The following is a 17,895-nucleotide window of genomic DNA, read 5'->3' on the forward strand; positions in this document are numbered from 1 at the left end:
CATGCTTACGATACAACATTTAACAGGAGGGTATTCAAGTGCGAGTGTGTTACATGATCTTTCCTTTCATGTAGAGCAGGGAGAGCTATTTGGAGTTTTAGGACCTAATGGCAGCGGTAAAACAACATTATTAAAAATGGTCAGCGGCATCTTGCAGCCGAAGCAAGGCACGATTACTGTAAAAGGAAAACCGCTTACATCATATTCTCCTAAAGAGTTTGCTAAGCTCGTTGCAGTTCTTCCGCAGCTCACACAAGATACTTTTTCTTACACAGTAAAAGAAACGGTGTCACTTGGCCGTTATGCTCATCAAAGCGGTTGGTTTCAATCGTGGACTAAAGAAGACGAAGCGATTGTGTGTGAAGTGATGGAACAGACAGGTATTAATAAATATGAGGCACATTATTTACATCAGCTATCAGGTGGTGAACGGCAAAGGGTTTTTTTAGCGCAAGCACTTGCACAGCAGCCAGAAATTTTATTATTAGACGAGCCGACAAATCACCTTGATTTATCATATCAAAAAGAATTACTAGACCTATTAAAAAAATGGACACGTGAACGAGGTTTAACAGTCATCTCAATTTTCCATGATTTAAATTTAGCCGGATTATATTGTGATCGATTGTTATTACTGGAAAATGGCGAAAAAAATATCGTTCATTTTCCAAATGAAGTCTTAAAGGAAGAACGGATACGAGCCGTTTATCAAACAAAAGTTGAGAAGCACCCGCATCCGAAAGTTCCGCGTCCACAAATGATTTTAATGCCAGATAAGCAAAAAGAGGACCATGAGGAAATTGTCATTGATGAACGATTTCTTCATAAAAGTGAAGAAATCATTCAGCTCATGTCCCCAATACCGCTCCGAACGATATCTTCTGGTGTAATTGGCTCTGGAGCAGGCTGGCATAGTACATTCGTTAATCGTCATGTTGATAAAAATTATGATTGTCGCCATCACCATGAAGAAATGTGCCAATATTTATGCACCAAAAAAATAAATCCTTCAGAAACAGTTGCAATGATGACAGCCGTGTTTTTAGAAGATGTTTCATACCGCTTTTTTGAAAGAGATGATTTTTCCGTTTTTGTTGTCGTGACCGCAGGAGTATCGAATGCGGTTGACGTAACAAGAAGTAAGGAACACTCATCGCAAGCGATACCTGGGACGATTAATATGTGGATATTTATTAATGGTCATCTTTCAGATGAGGCATTTATTCAAAGTATTGTGACCGCGACTGAAACGAAAGTAAAAGTAATGCAGGAGCAGGATATTAAAGATCCGCTTACTGGATCACAAGCGACAGGGACATCAACTGACAGCATATTAATCGCTGCAACTCAACGGGGAAAAATGCTGCAATATGCAGGTTCAATTACGCCTCTTGGAAAATTGATTAGTCAAAGTATTTACCACTGTTTGACTGAGGCAGTTGAAAAAAATAGAAGAAGGAAACAACGATGATCATTCAACATCTTACAGCGATTACGCTCGCTTTCATAATCGATAAAATAATAGGTGATCCGCCTCATTGGCCTCATCCAGTTCGATGGATGGGAAGGATGATCGCCTTTTTAGAAAAAAGCTTGAACAAGGGAAAGAAGCGAAGACTGTATGGATTTCTCATGGTCACAGCCGTTCTCATGACGTTTGTCACTGCGACGGCGATGTTTGTTAGTTTGTTATATCAGCTTCATTTAGTTGCAGGAATAATTGGTGAGGCAGTGATCATTTCAACGACCATTGCCCAAAAAAGTTTAAAGACGGCTGCGATGGAAGTGTATGAACCTTTAACTCATGGTAATTTAAATGAAGCGAGAACAAAATTATCTTATATTGTCGGCAGAGATACAGAAAATTTAACTGAGGCTGAAATCGCGCGAGCAACGATTGAAACAGTAGCTGAAAATACGAGTGATGGCATAACCGCCCCACTCTTTTGGGGATTAATTGGCGGAGCACCGCTTGCGGTTATGTACCGGGTAATTAATACGTGTGATTCCATGGTCGGTTATCGAAATGAAAGATATGAAGAGTTTGGCAAGGTGTCTGCACGTCTTGATGATCTCGTCAATTGGCTGCCAAGCAGGTTAACAGGATTTGTTATGTTAATGAGCATGAAACATGAACAAACAAAGGTGAAAACAGGCTGGTCCATTCTTTTTCGCGATGCAAGACGACACCCAAGTCCAAACAGCGGTTGGACTGAAGCCGCTGCAGCGGCTATATTCGGTATTCAATTAGGCGGGAAAAATACGTATAAAGGTGTTGTGTCGCATAGAGCAAAAATGGGTGATCCCCTAGTTCCGATACAAGCAAGTCATATTAAAAAAGTAAATACTTTGTTAGAACGCACTTCACTATTATTCTTATTGTTTTTATTGTTAGGAGGAATGACATTTGCAATGGCCTACACATGGATCAAATCCGCAATACTTATATGAGAGCTTCAATATGTCTCTTCCTAAAAAATATATCGACTTTAGTGTCAATACGAATCCATTTGGACCGCCAAAAATAATTGGCGAGCGTTGGCATGAATGGATAGATGCCATCAATGATTATCCTGATCCGAAAACGATATCATTAAAGCAAAAGCTTGCAAACAAAGACGGTGTAGCCGAGGAGTCGATTTTAGTCGGAAATGGCGGAGCAGAATTAATTACCCTTATCGCTCGGATGCTGCAAGAGAAAAGAGTCTTAATTGTTCAGCCTGCATTTTCGGAATATGAAGCGGCTTGCAGAGCATCCCGGTGTCATATTTTTTATCATCTTTTACAAGAAGGTGATTGGGAGTTAGACGTTGATGTGTTATTGTCAAAGCTCGCTCATGTCGATGCGATATTTTTATGCACGCCAAATAATCCAACCGGGGTTACTTACTCAAAAGCTGCACTGTTAAAGTTGCTGCAGCTATGCAATGAAAAAAATGTTCATGTCATTGTCGATGAAGCTTTTTATGATTTTTATGCAGAATATTCTTCACTAGTCACTTATATAACGAAGTTTCCGAACTTAATAATCATTCGCTCGTTAACGAAAATGTACGCTATTGCTGGGATTCGGCTTGGATATGTGATTAGCCAGCCAAAAACGATTCAAAAGCTGGCAGCTTTTCAACCTCATTGGAGTGTCAATGCCCTTGCTTTAAAAATTGGGGAAGTATCCATTGAGCAGTCAGCATATGTAAAAAAGACACAGAACTATATTATGAACGAACGAGAAAGGATTTTTCGTACCTTAAAAGAACTGCAATTTATCGTTTCTACATCAAAAGTGAATTTTTATTTAATGAAAGACCCGCATACACATGATCAGCTTCCGTTATTTCGCTTTTTACTTAAAAAAGGGATCATTCCAAGACATACGGCAAACTTTCCCGGTATTGAAGGCCGTTGGCTAAGGTTGGCAGTGAAACAGGCTGAAGATCATAACCAATTAGCAGAGGCATTAACAGAATGGCGCAAGCAAAGTTAATTTTTATTACCGGCGGTGTTCGAAGCGGAAAAAGTTCGTTTGCGGAAAGTTTGGCGACTTCATATGCTGAAAAAACAAGCGGGAGACTACATTATATTGCATGTGGACAAGCAGCGGATCATGAGATGGAAGAGCGAATTAGACGCCATCAATTAGTGCGGCAAAACAGTCCGATTCCTTGGAAGACGTGGGAATGCTTTCTTAATTTAGGCACCTTAGCATCCCACTTTACGAAGCGGGACGTTGTTTTGCTTGATTGTGTTACAACGTTACTGGATAATGAACTATTTAGTCATTATGAAACAGGGGAATGGCAAAGCAAGAAGTTTCAAAATCATGTTGAGCAGTCTATCGTAGCAAATATTGCTCAATTAAAGAACAATTCCATTGTGACGGTCGTTGTCTCTAATGAACTGTTAAATGAACCGATTCATGAGGAAACGAGCTTAACATATGGACGGCTCCTCGGATCTATTCATCAGCAAATTGTCAAAATGGCAGATGAAGCTTTTTTAGTTGAAGCGGGTATACATGTTCTGATGAAGGGAGAACGATTGAATGAGTAAATTTCTAATTACAGGTATTATGGTGCAAGGAACGGCTTCACATGTAGGCAAAAGTTTTATTGTCGCTGCTTTTTGCCGTCTTTTGGCAAACGAAGGAGTGCTCGTTGCGCCGTTTAAGTCGCAAAACATGACAAATAATATATTCGTACTTAAAGATAAGAAAGAAATTGGCATATCGCAAAAAATTCAAGCAAAAGCTGCTAAGACAGAAGTGAGTGTTGAGATGAATCCGATTTTGCTAAAGCCGAATCATGGCCAAGTTGAAGTTGTGCTCTTTGGCGAGACGACTGGCACGTTATCTAGTCAGCACGATCGAGACTCATTTTATGAAAACGGTCTTGCTGCTATCGAAACGTCGTTAACGAAACTAACGGATCAATATGAAGTGCTTATTATGGAAGGGGCAGGAAGCCCTGTTGAGTTAAATTTAAAATCGCGAGAGCTAGTGAATATGAAAATCGCGGAGCTTGCAGACGTTCCAGTACTATTAGTCGCCGATATTGATAAGGGCGGTGTGTTTGCAAGCGTTGTCGGGACAATAGCCCTTCTATCTAAGGAAGAGCGAGAGAGGATAAAAGGAATCATTATTAATAAATTTTATGGGGATCCTGCACAATTTCAAGAAGGTATACAGTTAATAGAAAAAAAGACCGGAATTCCTGTTTTAGGGGTTCTTCCATTTGTAGATAGACAACTAAAGCAGCCAGAAGATTATGATATCATTGCAAACTATGTGAAAAATCATCTTGATTGGGAACAAATAAAAAATCTTATGTTTAGCTGGCGGGAAAAATGAATATGATAAGGGGCTTTTTCATTAATTTGCAGTTTTTTACGAGTATACCGATTCCATTTCAACTATCAATGGATAAACAAGCAGTGAAACGATCAGTTCAAATGTTTCCGATCTTAGGAATATTGCAAGGCTTACTTTACGCCAGTATTTTGTATGGCCTTATTCAGTGGACACCATTTACACCTCTTGCTTCTGCGTTTTTGTTTACGTTGTTCACGATTATCTTTACAGGCGGGCTTCATCTTGATGGTTGGATCGACACGAGCGATGCCTTTTTTTCTTATCGTGAGAAAGAGAAACGGCTTGAGATTATGAAAGATCCCCGTGTAGGGGCATTTGGTGTTCTTTCGGTCATTATTTTATTAAGCAGCCGCTTTTTCTTTTTCTATGAAGTGACTTTATTTGTGCAGCCTAGCTCTTATTTTTTAGTGGCGCTTGTTCCTTTTTTAAGCAGAAGTATGATGGGATATTTTCTTTTATCAATTCAAACTGCCAAAAAAGAAGGACTCGGCTATTTTCTTCAACAAGCTGCTGACAAGACTGCTTTATGGATTTACCCTTTTTATTTCTTCATCGTCTTTATTCTTTTAGCTATTTTTAATAAGGATGCCCTTTTCGGCGGTTTCATCTTATTACTAGTCATTGTCTTCTTAGCCATTTTTTTCTTTTATAAAATAAGAAGCTGGTTTGGCGGGATTACTGGTGACGTATTAGGCGCTTCTGTGGAAGGAGCTGAGGCTGTATTATGGAGGACTGTTTGGCTATTACATTATTTCGTCATGGGATAACTGATGATAATAAACGTCGAGCTTATATCGGCTGGACTAATTCACCTTTAAGTAAATCTGGAGTTGAACAATTATTGCAATTAAAACCGCAACTTAAAGCATATGAGCTTGTTTTTACAAGCGATTTATGCCGCTGTGTGGAAACAGCTAGCATTTTGTTTCGTGATGTTGCACATGAAAAAATAAATCAACTGCGAGAAATTCATTTCGGTGAATGGGAAGGTAAAACGTTCAACGAATTACAGCATTATAAACAATATCAAAAATGGCTTTCTCATCCGCTTATGTATCGACCGCCAAATGGTGAAACATTTTCTGAGTTTACGACACGGATTGAGGGAGGCTGGAATCAAATAACGGAGAAGATTATTCGGGAGAAGTCGCGAAAAATAGCTGTTGTCACCCATGGAGGCGTCATTCGTTATTTGTTGTCAACGTACGCTCCAGTTAAGCGAGATTTTTGGGAATGGACAGTGCAGCATGGCCAGGGATATGAACTTATTTGGCCGTTAGCTGCTTTTAGGAGGGGTGAGCGATGCACTTCGTTACAGGCGGTGCCTTTAATGGCAAAAGAAAATGGGTAGAAGAGCGGTATCGACTGAAAGAACATCAGCATTACAAATGGATTTCTGCATATGAGCTGGAAGCTTGCCCAGAAAGCGTCTTTTGGGATGTGGAACAGTTTCTTATTTTAGAAGGGGTCGAGCAATGGATAAAAAAATTAGTTGAAAAATACAAAGATATCGAAACATGCCGCCAAAAATGGCACTACTTTTTACAAGGTTGGATTGATTTGGAAGCGCAAAAGCAAGACCGTACATTGATCATCATTGGATCCGATATTACAAAGGGAATTGTTCCAGTGCAACAAGTAGATCGGCGCTGGCGTGATGTAACTGGCTGGGCATTTCAAGATGCAGCGAACGTTGCAGAACGCGTTGATGTTATTTGGTATGGGTTAGCGACAAATTTAAAATAAAGGGGTAATGCAAATGCGTATTTATACACGAACAGGTGATAAAGGAAAGACAAGTTTAATTGGCGGGCGTGTCGATAAGGACGATGTACGAGTTGAAGCATACGGTACTGTTGACGAAGTGAACTGTTTTGTCGGTCAAGCAATGACACAATTAGAAGGGGAACAATTTCAAGATATTTTAGATGTTTTAGAGAAAATTCAGCATGAGCTTTTTGATTGCGGTGGTGATTTAGCCAATATTTCAAAAAAGCGGGAAATGAAATTAACAGAGGATGCGGTTACTTTTTTGGAAGAGAAGATTGATGAATTTATTGAGGAAGCCCCAAAGCTTGAGCGCTTTATTTTACCAGGAGGAACTAAGGCAGCGGCATCGATCCATATTGCAAGAACAGTTACACGTCGCGCAGAACGATTAGTCGTCAAGCTAGCAAAAGCGGATTCAAATATGTCACAAATTACACAGCAGTTCCTTAATCGTCTATCAGACTTCTTTTTCGCACTGGCAAGAGTGATTAATTATCGTTCAAACATAAAAGATGTTGAGTATGAACGGAGTGCGGTTGTGTTTAGAAAAGGGAAGCGGAAGGAGAATTAACAAGTAATGACGGGAAGAAAACTGTCTTGGATTGCCCTATTTATCGCACTTTCAACTATTGGAGCAGCGATAAAAATACCAGCTTTAGTTGGCAGTGTCGCATTAGATGTTTTTCCAGCGCTCTTTGCTTCAGCGATGTTAGGTGGAGGCTTAGGTGCATTAATTGGAGCCTTAGGCCATTTATTATCAGCGGTTATTGTAGGAATGCCGTTAGGAGCGTTTCATTTTATCATTGCTTTAGAAATGGCATTTCTTGTCTGGGTGTTTGGCAGTTTATATAATAATGGAAAACGTAAAAGTGCTGCAATTCTTTTTATTTTAGGAAATACTTTCGCGGCACCGTTGCCATTTCTCTTTATGATGGGGAAGGCATTTTATATCGGGATTGTTCCGTCTTTATTAATCGGTTCCATCTTAAATGTCATTGTTGCTATTGCAGTCATCCCACGTCTGTCGCCTGTTTTTAAAATGCTTTATTTAAAGGGAGAAACGAAGTGAAACGAGACGTTGTAACAATTGAATTGAATCGGGAAGAGGTATTAGTCATTGCAAGTGATAATAGTGGTTCGATAGGTTTAAAGAAGAATGATTCTGTGCACGTACCATACGATATCGTTGCCTATTACAGCTTCCGTGTTGCCGTTATGGAGTGTATCGCAGCAGGAGCTGTTCCCTTTTCAGTCGTTATGCATAACTTTTGCGGGGATGAAGCCTTGAATGCATTAATAAGTGGTGTAAAACAAGGAATGAAGGAACTTTCCTTAAATCAGCTTGAGATTACAGGCAGTACTGAAAGTAACTTTCAAATGGAACAATCAGCATTGGGGATGATCGTATTAGGAAAACGAAATCATCTAACGGAAAACGATCTATACCTTACTGACAATCTCCGCGTGGCTGTAATTGGCAGCCCATTAGTAGGTGAAGAGGTGATAACATCCAAACATGAAATCGCACCTCTATCATTATTTAAATGGGCTTTTGAACAAGATGGAATAAAGGCAATCCTTCCTGTTGGTTCAAAAGGAATTTTATTTGAACTAAATCAACTATTTACAAATTGTACATTCGAGTTACATCATGTAAAAGGAAAAGTTGATTTATTAAAATCATCTGGTCCGTCTACTTGCTTCATCATTGTTTATGTAGAAAAGATCACTTCAAGTTTAAAAGAAAATATCGGCAATTGGTTCCATCCGTTAACAATTCAGTGTGAAAAGGAATAGTAAGAAAAAGTCGCAGCTTAAAAGATTGGAAACTTAATTGATTAAGGCATTAGGGAGGTGAAAACCTCCCTTCATTATTTTAGTTGGTGAAGATCCATAAAAAATGAGTGAAGATTAACTATTCAAAAGTAATATCCATCAAAATTTAGTAACAATATTGTAATTTTAATGATTAGAAATTAAGTGCGATAATCAATTGTAAATAAAGATACTGGGATAAGTAACACTGGCTTATTAGGAATCCCTTAAATAAAAACTATACTAATGAGATAACCTTAAAAAAGTGATATGTATAGACGGATTTTTTCCATTCTTACAAGAGTAAATTGTGGAATCATTGTTAAATTTACACTTAACATTAGCTTTGAGTCTTTTGTAATGATGATTCCGGAACAATTGAACAATTAATGAACTACTAAAACAAAGCCATGTGCCTATATAAGCAGTCAATACCAACGTGAGGCTAACGTAGTGAACGATTGACTGCTTTTGTTATTTATTTTATCTATTTTTTACTTTAATCAACCGATGATTTTCCCCAATATTTCATGACTGATATTTTGGAAATAGAAGGCATGTAAAAATGAAAAAAAGGATTTAATCAAGCTGCACGAATCATACATATAAAACAAATAACAGCGACTATAAATAATATTTCTCTATCTTTTATTAGAAAGTGTTAAAATATAAAGGTGCCAATTTTAAAATGGAGGTCCAAACATGAAAACGAAATTAGGATTGCTATATGGTGGAAAGTCTGCAGAGCATAAGGTGTCATTACAAACGGCATTGGCTGTTATTCATGCATTAGATTTTAATAAATATGATATTTATCCAATTTATATAAATGAACAAGGACAATGGATAAAAGGCGAGCAACTAGCAGGGCCAGTTGACGAAATAAAAGCATTGCAGTTTTTTGAAGGAACATCATTAAGTCCAGTATCAATTGCTCAAGAAAATTTTCTTAATGAAACTCATCAAGAAGCAGAAAGACCTTTTGATGTTATTTTTCCCCTTTTACATGGTCCTAATGGGGAAGATGGAACCGTCCAAGGACTACTTGAAATTTTAAACATACCATATGTAGGAAACGGGGTACTTTCCTCTGCTGCTGGTATGGATAAAGTGATTATGAAAAATATTTTTGCTCATGCCGGTCTTGACCAAGTTCATTATGTTTCATTTATTCGCAGTGATTGGGAAAGTGAGAAAGAAGAGGTTTATAAAAAGGTAGAGGAGGAACTTGGTTATCCGTGTTTTGTCAAACCAGCAAATTTAGGTTCAAGTGTAGGAATTAGTAAATGTACGAATAGAATTGAGCTTGAACAGGCTTTTACTGAAGCATTCCAGTATGATCGAAAAATTATTATCGAACAAGGAGTGACTGCGCGCGAGATCGAAATTGGTGTATTAGGCAATGAAGCTCCAAAATGTTCAATAGCTGGGGAAATAGTACCGAAAGTAGATTTTTACGACTACAAGGCGAAATATGAGGATGGCAATACGGCATTAATTATTCCTGCAGAAGTTACAGATAAGCAATATGAAAAATTAACAGCAATGGCTTTAAAGGCTTTTAAAGCATTAGATTGTTCAGGACTTGTTCGTGCAGATTTCTTTATCACTGAAGATGGAAAAATATTAATGAATGAAATTAATACAATGCCTGGATTTACACCGTTCAGTATGTTCCCGCTTTTATGGAAACATACTGGTGTTGATTATCCTTCATTAATTGAAAAACTCATTTCATTAGCAATCGAAAGACATGAAGAGAAGCAAAAAATAAAGCACACGTTTTAAGTAAATTTTTCCATAAGGAGAGGTTCAATGATTCAAAAAACGCTTAAACAGCTAGCTGAAATAATAAAAATTGACAATGATATATCGAAGTTCCAACAAACAATGATTTCTGGTATTTGTATTGACTCACGTAAACTTGAAAAGGGAAATTTATTTGTTCCGCTTAAAGGTGAAAATGTTGACGGTCATAAATTTGTTGAAGCAGCAATTAAAAACGGAGCAGCTGCGGCTCTTTGGCAAAAGGATATGCCAAATCCACCTTTGCATTTACCGTTGTTAATCGTTGAAGATACGTTATTAGCAATACAACAGTTGGCCAGAAGTTATCGTAAACAATTAAACATAAAAGTCATTGGAATTACGGGAAGTAATGGTAAAACAACAACGAAAGATATGACAGCACATTTATTGTCATTAAAATATAAAGTTCAAAAGACCGAAGGAAATTATAACAATCATCTTGGTTTGCCATTAACGATTTTACAATTAAGGGAAGATACTGAATTTGCTGTGTTAGAAATGGGAATGAACCATCCTGGTGAAATTGACTTTTTAACAAAGCTTGCTCTTCCAGACGCAGTTGTCATTACGAATATAGGAGAATCCCATCTTGAAAATTTAGGTTCTAGGGCAGGAATTGCGGCTGCGAAACTTGAAATTATGAACGGGCTTCAAGATAATGGATTAGTTGTTTATTACGGTGATGAGCTTTTATTAAAGGAATATTTTGATCAATATTACGGAAACGCTGTTGTCAAAACATTCGGAAGAGAAAAGTCAAACGATCTGTTCCCAAACGATATGGAACAGGGAGAAAAGGGAAATTATTTCTCTATCAATAAGCAAGAAGGAAATTTTTATTTACCTGTATTAGGAATACACAATGTATTAAATGCGCTTGCCGCAATGCAAGTTGCCCATCATTTTCACATTCCGTTTGCGATTATGAACGAAGGATTCGCTCATTTAAAGTTAACAGGTATGCGGATGGAGCTAGTTAAAGGAGCAAAAGGTGAAAAAATTATTAATGATGCGTACAATGCTAGCCCTACTTCGATGAAAGCGGCATTTGAATTAATCGAAAGTATGAAAGGGTATAAACGAAAAATAGTTGTGCTCGGGGATATTTTAGAATTAGGAACAGAAACAGAGGCTTATCATGAAGCAATCGGGAACTTATTAGATCCTGATCAAATTGACTATGTTTTTACATATGGAAAGCTTGGGGAAAAGATTGCAGACGGAGCAAAAAAATCATTTCCAGCAAATAGACTATTTTCATTTTTAGAAAAAGAAGTATTATTAATAACGGAATTAAAAGCACGGACAACGGGAGATGAAATCATTTTAGTTAAAGCATCTAGAGCAATGAAGCTTGAACAAGTTGTCGATGCATTAACAAAATAAATGGTATATTTTGAATGAGTGGGAGATGAAAGCATCTCCCACTCGTTCATTCTAGATTACAGGATGGATGTCCTATAAAACATTTCAATTTCTTTCATTATACATGCGTAATGTTTTTCTCTTGTCTTCATCATTTTTGTATGATAAAAGTCGTGTTTGTACAAAATAAAAGGGGAAGAAAAATGTTAAATGTATGGTGATGATGATGACGATCGGTTGTTTATGTATTCATGGCTTTACTGGTAATCCGAATGAAATAAAACCTCTTGTCAATTATCTTAATGAAAAAACAAATTGGCTGTTAGCTGTTCCAACATTACCGGGGCATGGTGAAACTTTAAGCTTAAAGGGAATACGTTATGAGGAATGGCTTGAACATGCAGAAGCTGAGTTAAAAGTCCTGCTGAATAAGTGTGAAACCGTTTATGTAATCGGTTTTTCAATGGGCGGCCTAATTGCGAGCTATTTAGCAACTCATTATCCAGTCAAAAAGCTTGTGTTGCTAAGTGCTGCAGCACGTTACATTAATTTAAAACAGTTAGCTGCTGATATTGCAGAAATGATAAGAGACTCATTTCGAGGCAATTTAGCTCATAACGACTTGTTCCTTAGATATAAAACAAAGATAAGAAATACGCCGATAGAGGCAACGAGACAGTTTCGAACGCTCGTTTCAACTATACGCCCAATGCTCGCAAACATTACGATTCCTACTTTTATTGCTCAAGGAGAAATAGATGGGATTGTTCCGCCGAAGACGGCTCGCTATTTATACGATGTCATTAATGCACAAGAAAAAAAACTTATTTTTTTAAAAGAATGTAAACATCTTATTTGCCATTGCAACGAGAGAGATAAATTGTTTGCGGAGGTTCTAGCTTTTCTAAAACGTCAACAAATATCGTTATAAATGAAAAATTGAAAATGGAACAATCATCATGCCTTTTGGCTAATATTGCATTTCCTACTTTCAAATGATAAAATTAATCTCAAAGTGTCAAAAAGAGAGTTCTTTTTTTCATGGACATGCTCCCGTTGGAGAATGTCTTTTTTGCTCAACAGACCATTTAGTCTGCAGAATCATTCATTGATTTCTGAACGAGAGACATTATTTTTATAAAGTCTTTAACCGCTATTCTTTGAACGATCACATTTAATCATCCTACAGCTGGTTAAAATAGTTATCACAAAGGGTAGAATGCTTTATAATAATTAGGTTGATGGCCATATGACGGGAACATTTGAATGAGAACGGAGGACCAGGGCAAACATTTCGTTTTTTTTTTTAAAGATAAATTTTTGTGTAAGTTGAAGGAGAATGAAAAAATTGACTAAGTTTCAAGACCTAGGGTTAAGTCCCTCTACAATGAAAGCAGTGAAACGAATGGGATTTGAAGAAGCAACCCCTATTCAGGCTGAGGCGATTCCATTAAGCTTAAAAAAGCTTGACATTATCGGACAAGCACAAACCGGTACAGGAAAAACCGCAGCATTTGGTATTCCTTTAGTTGAAAAAGTTGATATGAAAAATGATTCAATTCAAGGAATTATTGTCGCTCCAACGAGAGAACTGGCAATACAAGTGTCTGAAGAATTATATAAAATTGGCTACGGAAAGCGGGTACGTGTACTATCGATTTTCGGAGGCCAAGATATAAGCAGACAAATTCGTGCTTTAAAGAAAAAACCACAAATTATTGTCGGTACACCAGGACGAATATTAGATCATATTAATCGAAGAACGCTTCGTTTGGAAAATGTTCACACAGCCGTTCTTGATGAAGCTGATGAAATGCTGAACATGGGCTTTATTGAAGATATTGAGGCGATTTTGGCGCAAATCCCAACAGAACGTCAAACGTTGCTATTTTCAGCAACAATGCCAGCTCCAATTCAAAGAATGGCTGAAAAATTTATGAAGAATCCAACAGTCGTCCGAGTAAAAGCGAAAGAAATGACCGTTCCTCAAATCGAACAATATTACTTGGAAGTTCAGGAGAAAAATAAGTTTGATATATTAACTCGGTTACTTGATATCCAATCCCCTGAACTAGCAATCGTATTTGGAAGAACGAAACGGCGGGTAGATGAATTAGCTGAGGCGTTGAACTTACGGGGATATATGGCTGAAGGAATTCATGGGGATTTAAGCCAAGCAAAGCGGTTATCGGTGTTACGCAAGTTTAAAGAAGGGACAATTGACGTACTTGTTGCAACAGATGTTGCCGCAAGGGGATTGGACATTTCTGGAGTAACTCATGTATATAACTTCGATATCCCACAAGATCCAGAAAGTTATGTACACCGTATTGGACGTACTGGTCGTGCCGGAAAAACAGGTATGGCGATAACGTTTATTACGAGCAGAGAAAAGCCGTATTTAAAAATAGTTGAAAAAACGACGAAACGGCCGATGGATAGAATAAAGCCGCCAACTCTGGATGAAGCACTTGAAGGTCAACAGCGAGTGACAATGGACAAAATATTGCACACAATTGAAGCGAATAACATTCAATATTATAAACAACCAGCAGAGTCGCTATTAAATGAGCATAATGCTACAACGATAATAGCTGCAGCTTTAAAGCTATTAACGAAAGAGCCTGAAACAGTTCCAGTAAAGTTAACCGAGGAACCGCCACTAGCTTCTAAAAGAGAAAAGAAATCGTATGATCGAAGAAAGGGCAACGATGGCGGAAGAAAAAAATCGTCTTACAGATCACGCTCTAACTCGAAACGTGGAAATTATTCAAGATCAAAAAGCTATAGATAAAGAAGGAGAGCCGCATGGCTCTTTTTTATTTTCTCCATTAATGTTATAGGCTCTATGTGACCACGGTTTCAAGCGCCTTTCAAATGTCGGCAATGGTTTTAAATGGGTTACCGTTCATTAAATAAAATGCTGAAGAGTATATGGGACGAGTCGTAAATTTTAAAGGAATTCATACATAATAAACTACTTCTATAACACCACCTTCTAGTTTTTCCATTTCAAAGTTGATTGTTTTCTTTCTAGCTGTTAGGTGAATTAGATTGAACTTTGCTTTATTCATTCATCTAACACAAATGTACTAATTCATAAAACTCCAATAATAAAAATATGTATTGTAAAATTAAACATTCATTATGTGATTCATGTAGAATGAAAAGGAAAAGTATTTTCAATGTGAAAGGTGGTTATGATGGAGCTACTAAATGGAATCACTGGATTTTATCATTATAAAAATAACGGTCCTTCTAAAGTTGATGGAAAGCAATTTAAGCAGCTATGCTTCACGATTACAATACAAAATAGGGGGGAAGTATTAGCTTTTAAAGAACCGCAATATCCAATGAATTTTTATTACGTTTTAGTTAAAGTTTTTAAGCGAAAGTTTTATATTTTACTTCATAATCAATACCCTTATTTGGCTTTTGCTTCAGATATCGATTTTGCTAAGATCAATTTTATAGATGTACCTGAACTAGCAAAACAGTTTAACCCGTTTTATCAAGTTTTAAGCTTTAAAGAGCTAAATACACCTTTAGATGCAAAGAGTTTCCAAAATTTTCATTGTAGTGAGTTGGAGCAAGCTGCTTATTGGAGGCCTGAAACAATAGGTGATGTTATTTTCAATGATTGGGATTAGATAGCGAGTAGTGAATCGTTTCAATTTAGAGAAAAAGTTCCTAAAAGAAAGATGAAACTGTTTGCAAAAAAGAAACGTATATAAATTAGACATTATCTAACTTTTTTGGGTGGTGATATATATGTTATTAGCTGGGGTGATCGTGTGTACTTTTGTTAGTATTCTTTTAATCTTTTTAGGATGCTTCATTTGGAAAAAGAAAAAGCTTTCACTTATTGGAGGATTTGATGACCAGACATTTAAAGGGGATAAAAACAAATTAGCGAAATTATTTGGTGTTTTTTCAATATTAGTGGGTGTTTTAACTTTTATCCTTCCTTTTGGACTAGAATTTGCCGGTACGAATGCTGGAATTATATATATGGTTTTAGTTGTAGTAGGGATCATTTTTGTTTTAATTTATGCTAACAAGTTAAATCGTTCAACATTCGAGTAACAATATTCATTTTAATATTTTACTTTTTAAAAATAAAGGGGGTTTTTTATAAGTGGCGAATATAAGATATTAAATTTTTGTAAACTTTTTAAGATTGCAAGGCATATGTGATAATGTATAAAAAGTATACAGTAATTGGTTATCAGTAGGAGGAAATTGAATGTTATCTGAACCGCAAAAAAGAATTTCAGTAAAGGCCTTAACAGTTTGGCGTATTTATGGAATTATTTCTTCAGTTATTTTTTTACTTTTAGTAGGAGCGTTAATAGTTTATACAATTATAGCAGAATGGCCTTACTGGTATGCTGCGGCTGCTGCTGTTCTCTTAATTGTAGAGGCGTATATAACAATTTCTATTGTCCCGTCAGTTCGCTGGAAACGCTGGCGATACGAAGTGCGAGAGGAAGAAATTGAGCTTCAGCGTGGTATTATAGTCGTTAAAAGGACATTAATTCCGATGGTAAGAGTTCAGCATGTTGATACAAAACAAGGACCGATCTTAAAAAAATATGGACTTGCTACAATTACAATTGCAACAGCGGCGAGTGTCCATGAAATTCCCGCTTTAGTCGAAAAAGAAGCAGAGGAGTTAAGAGTTTCGATTTCAAAATTAGCAAGGGTGGCAAATGAAGATGTCTGAGGCGAAAAGACTTCATCCCATTACAATATTAATTCATATTTTAAAACAATTAAAAGAATTTATTATTCCTATTATTATCTTTATCTTTTTAGGCAGCAGGGACGGAGATAAATCAGGCTTCTTCTTTTTAATTGGGATCAGTATTGCTATTGCTTTTGTATTAGTTTCGGCTATTTTATCGTGGGTTCGCTTTACATATCGAATTGAAGAAGGAGAGTTGCGAATTGAGCACGGTATTTTTGTTAAAAAGAAACGGTATATTCCATTTGAACGGATACAAAGTATTGACCTTTCAGAAGGAATTTTGCAAAGACCGTTTGGATTAGTAAAGTTATCAGTTGAAACGGCTGGCTCAGGGGGAGCTAACCTTGATGAGTCAGAAGCTAATTTAACTGCGATTACAAAAAAAGAAGCAAATACCATCCAGGCTATTATAGCTGCTGAAAAAAATAAGATGAATATTGATGAGACTAGTCATGTAAATGAGCAAAAGGAACATGAGGAAATATTATATGAAATTAGTTCAAAAGAGTTATTATTACTCGCTTCAACATCTGGTGGCGTGGGTGTAGTCATTTCCGCATTTTTTGCGTTCATATTTCAATTTGAGGAATATATCCCTTATGAGCGTATTTTTAAAGATTTTGAACAGATAGCAGCAAATGGATTCATTTTTATTTCAATCCTTGTATTTATCGGCTTTCTCATTGCATGGGTTGTTGCTTTAATTGGAACAATGATCAAATACGCTTCCTATACAGTGAAGAAAGTCAATGATGATCTCATTATTTCTAGGGGATTAGTAGAAAAACGGCAATTAACGATACCTATCAAGCGAATTCAAGCAATTCGGATCGCAGAAAGTCCAATTCGTCAGCCATTTGGATTATGTTCTGTATTTGTAGAAAGTGCTGGCGGGTCTGTTATGGATAAAGAAGGGGCCTCAGTTATGTTATTGCCATTAATAAAGAAAGACAAAATTTCAACGTATTTAGCAGCGGGCTTAAATGTTTACAATTTTAATCCTACTTTTAAATCAGTGCCGAAAAGGGCTTTGAAACGATACATTTTTCGCGGATTGCTCTATGTTCTTCCACTTGTCGCGGCAGCGCTCTTTTTTTTCCGACAATGGGGATTGTTCAGTTTGATTTTACCGCTAATTAGTATATATTGGTCATATTTGCGCTATAAAGATGCAGGATGGAGCTTACATAATCAACAATTGAATTTACGCTCTCGATTTATGATAAAAAATACTTTTTTCATGATAAAAAATCGAGTTCAATCACTTGATATTCAGCATAGTTTTTTCCAAAGAAGAAAGAAGCTTGCAACAGTAGTTGCAATGGTAAAATCAGGCGAAGGGCATGCTTCAGGAAAGGTGATTGATATCGAAAGTTCTGATGCAGACGTAATATATCAATGGTTTTCAAAACGTTCGCTTGAAAAAAACAGGTAAATATCGTTGTAGTTTTAAGACATCGTGGGAGGCAAGCATTTTAAGATCATCCCTTCGGAGAAGAGCTTTCTTCCGTCTCTTCTC

19 protein-coding genes are annotated in these 17,895 nt (G+C 36.9%); all 19 read left to right on the forward strand.

Annotated elements, in window-relative coordinates; genetic code table 11:
• Position 1: 1 nt before the first annotated feature.
• The gene (locus K6959_RS00110; protein ID WP_223087301.1) at positions 2–1,471 is read left to right on the forward strand and encodes an adenosylcobinamide amidohydrolase; all 1,470 of its coding nucleotides are present in this window, start codon (positions 2–4) and stop codon (positions 1,469–1,471) included.
• Positions 1,468–2,451, forward strand: coding sequence for an adenosylcobinamide-phosphate synthase CbiB (cbiB, locus tag K6959_RS00115; protein ID WP_163241455.1), 984 nt, complete (start codon positions 1,468–1,470; stop codon positions 2,449–2,451). The genes K6959_RS00110 and cbiB overlap by 4 nt, the downstream gene beginning before the upstream one ends.
• Positions 2,408–3,484, forward strand: a complete 1,077-nt coding sequence (gene cobD, locus K6959_RS00120) for a threonine-phosphate decarboxylase CobD (RefSeq protein ID WP_163241453.1) — start codon at positions 2,408–2,410, stop codon at positions 3,482–3,484. The genes cbiB and cobD overlap by 44 nt, the downstream gene beginning before the upstream one ends.
• Positions 3,466–4,050 (forward strand): bifunctional adenosylcobinamide kinase/adenosylcobinamide-phosphate guanylyltransferase, encoded by a 585-nt coding sequence (locus tag K6959_RS00125; protein ID WP_163241451.1) that lies wholly within the window; start codon positions 3,466–3,468, stop codon positions 4,048–4,050. Before cobD ends, K6959_RS00125 begins: the two co-directional genes overlap by 19 nt.
• A complete protein-coding gene (locus K6959_RS00130) occupies positions 4,043–4,846 on the forward strand; it encodes a cobyric acid synthase (RefSeq protein WP_218943925.1) in 804 nt (267 codons plus the stop codon). Before K6959_RS00125 ends, K6959_RS00130 begins: the two co-directional genes overlap by 8 nt.
• Positions 4,843–5,634: an adenosylcobinamide-GDP ribazoletransferase gene (gene cobS, locus K6959_RS00135; RefSeq protein WP_262421836.1), complete on the forward strand. Its 792-nt coding sequence runs from the start codon at positions 4,843–4,845 to the stop codon at positions 5,632–5,634. Before K6959_RS00130 ends, cobS begins: the two co-directional genes overlap by 4 nt.
• Positions 5,604–6,218: a histidine phosphatase family protein gene (locus K6959_RS00140; RefSeq protein ID WP_262421837.1), complete on the forward strand. Its 615-nt coding sequence runs from the start codon at positions 5,604–5,606 to the stop codon at positions 6,216–6,218. The genes cobS and K6959_RS00140 overlap by 31 nt, the downstream gene beginning before the upstream one ends.
• Positions 6,170–6,613, forward strand: coding sequence for a bifunctional adenosylcobinamide kinase/adenosylcobinamide-phosphate guanylyltransferase (locus K6959_RS00145; protein ID WP_163241447.1), 444 nt, complete (start codon positions 6,170–6,172; stop codon positions 6,611–6,613). Before K6959_RS00140 ends, K6959_RS00145 begins: the two co-directional genes overlap by 49 nt.
• Positions 6,614–6,626: 13 nt before the next feature.
• Positions 6,627–7,208, forward strand: a complete 582-nt coding sequence (locus K6959_RS00150) for a cob(I)yrinic acid a,c-diamide adenosyltransferase (RefSeq protein ID WP_163241445.1) — start codon at positions 6,627–6,629, stop codon at positions 7,206–7,208.
• Between the two features lie 6 nt (positions 7,209–7,214).
• Positions 7,215–7,706: an ECF transporter S component gene (locus K6959_RS00155; RefSeq protein ID WP_163241442.1), complete on the forward strand. Its 492-nt coding sequence runs from the start codon at positions 7,215–7,217 to the stop codon at positions 7,704–7,706.
• Positions 7,703–8,434, forward strand: a complete 732-nt coding sequence (locus K6959_RS00160; protein WP_163241440.1) for an ATP-binding protein — start codon at positions 7,703–7,705, stop codon at positions 8,432–8,434. Before K6959_RS00155 ends, K6959_RS00160 begins: the two co-directional genes overlap by 4 nt.
• A gap of 720 nt (positions 8,435–9,154) precedes the next feature.
• A complete protein-coding gene (locus K6959_RS00165) occupies positions 9,155–10,240 on the forward strand; it encodes a D-alanine--D-alanine ligase (RefSeq protein WP_163241438.1) in 1,086 nt (361 codons plus the stop codon).
• Positions 10,241–10,267: 27 nt separating this feature from the next.
• Positions 10,268–11,647, forward strand: coding sequence for a UDP-N-acetylmuramoyl-tripeptide--D-alanyl-D-alanine ligase (locus tag K6959_RS00170; RefSeq protein WP_223087304.1), 1,380 nt, complete (start codon positions 10,268–10,270; stop codon positions 11,645–11,647).
• A gap of 193 nt (positions 11,648–11,840) precedes the next feature.
• Positions 11,841–12,557, forward strand: coding sequence for an alpha/beta hydrolase (locus K6959_RS00175; protein ID WP_262421838.1), 717 nt, complete (start codon positions 11,841–11,843; stop codon positions 12,555–12,557).
• A 417-nt stretch (positions 12,558–12,974) separates the two neighbouring features.
• Positions 12,975–14,420: a degradosome RNA helicase CshA gene (locus tag K6959_RS00180; protein ID WP_316252508.1), complete on the forward strand. Its 1,446-nt coding sequence runs from the start codon at positions 12,975–12,977 to the stop codon at positions 14,418–14,420.
• Positions 14,421–14,829: 409 nt separating this feature from the next.
• Positions 14,830–15,276, forward strand: coding sequence for a hypothetical protein (locus K6959_RS00185; protein WP_223087308.1), 447 nt, complete (start codon positions 14,830–14,832; stop codon positions 15,274–15,276).
• Between the two features lie 121 nt (positions 15,277–15,397).
• The gene (locus tag K6959_RS00190) at positions 15,398–15,712 is read left to right on the forward strand and encodes a DUF3784 domain-containing protein (protein ID WP_163241428.1); all 315 of its coding nucleotides are present in this window, start codon (positions 15,398–15,400) and stop codon (positions 15,710–15,712) included.
• Positions 15,713–15,872: 160 nt separating this feature from the next.
• On the forward strand, positions 15,873–16,352 hold the full coding sequence (locus K6959_RS00195; RefSeq protein WP_163241426.1) for a PH domain-containing protein: 480 nt from the start codon (positions 15,873–15,875) through the stop codon (positions 16,350–16,352).
• On the forward strand, positions 16,345–17,811 hold the full coding sequence (locus K6959_RS00200; protein ID WP_223087309.1) for a PH domain-containing protein: 1,467 nt from the start codon (positions 16,345–16,347) through the stop codon (positions 17,809–17,811). Before K6959_RS00195 ends, K6959_RS00200 begins: the two co-directional genes overlap by 8 nt.
• Positions 17,812–17,895: the final 84 nt, after the last annotated feature.

The organism is Bacillus aquiflavi, assembly GCF_019915265.1.
In the GTDB taxonomy this organism is placed as follows: domain Bacteria; phylum Bacillota; class Bacilli; order Bacillales; family Cytobacillaceae; genus Bacillus_BT; species Bacillus_BT aquiflavi.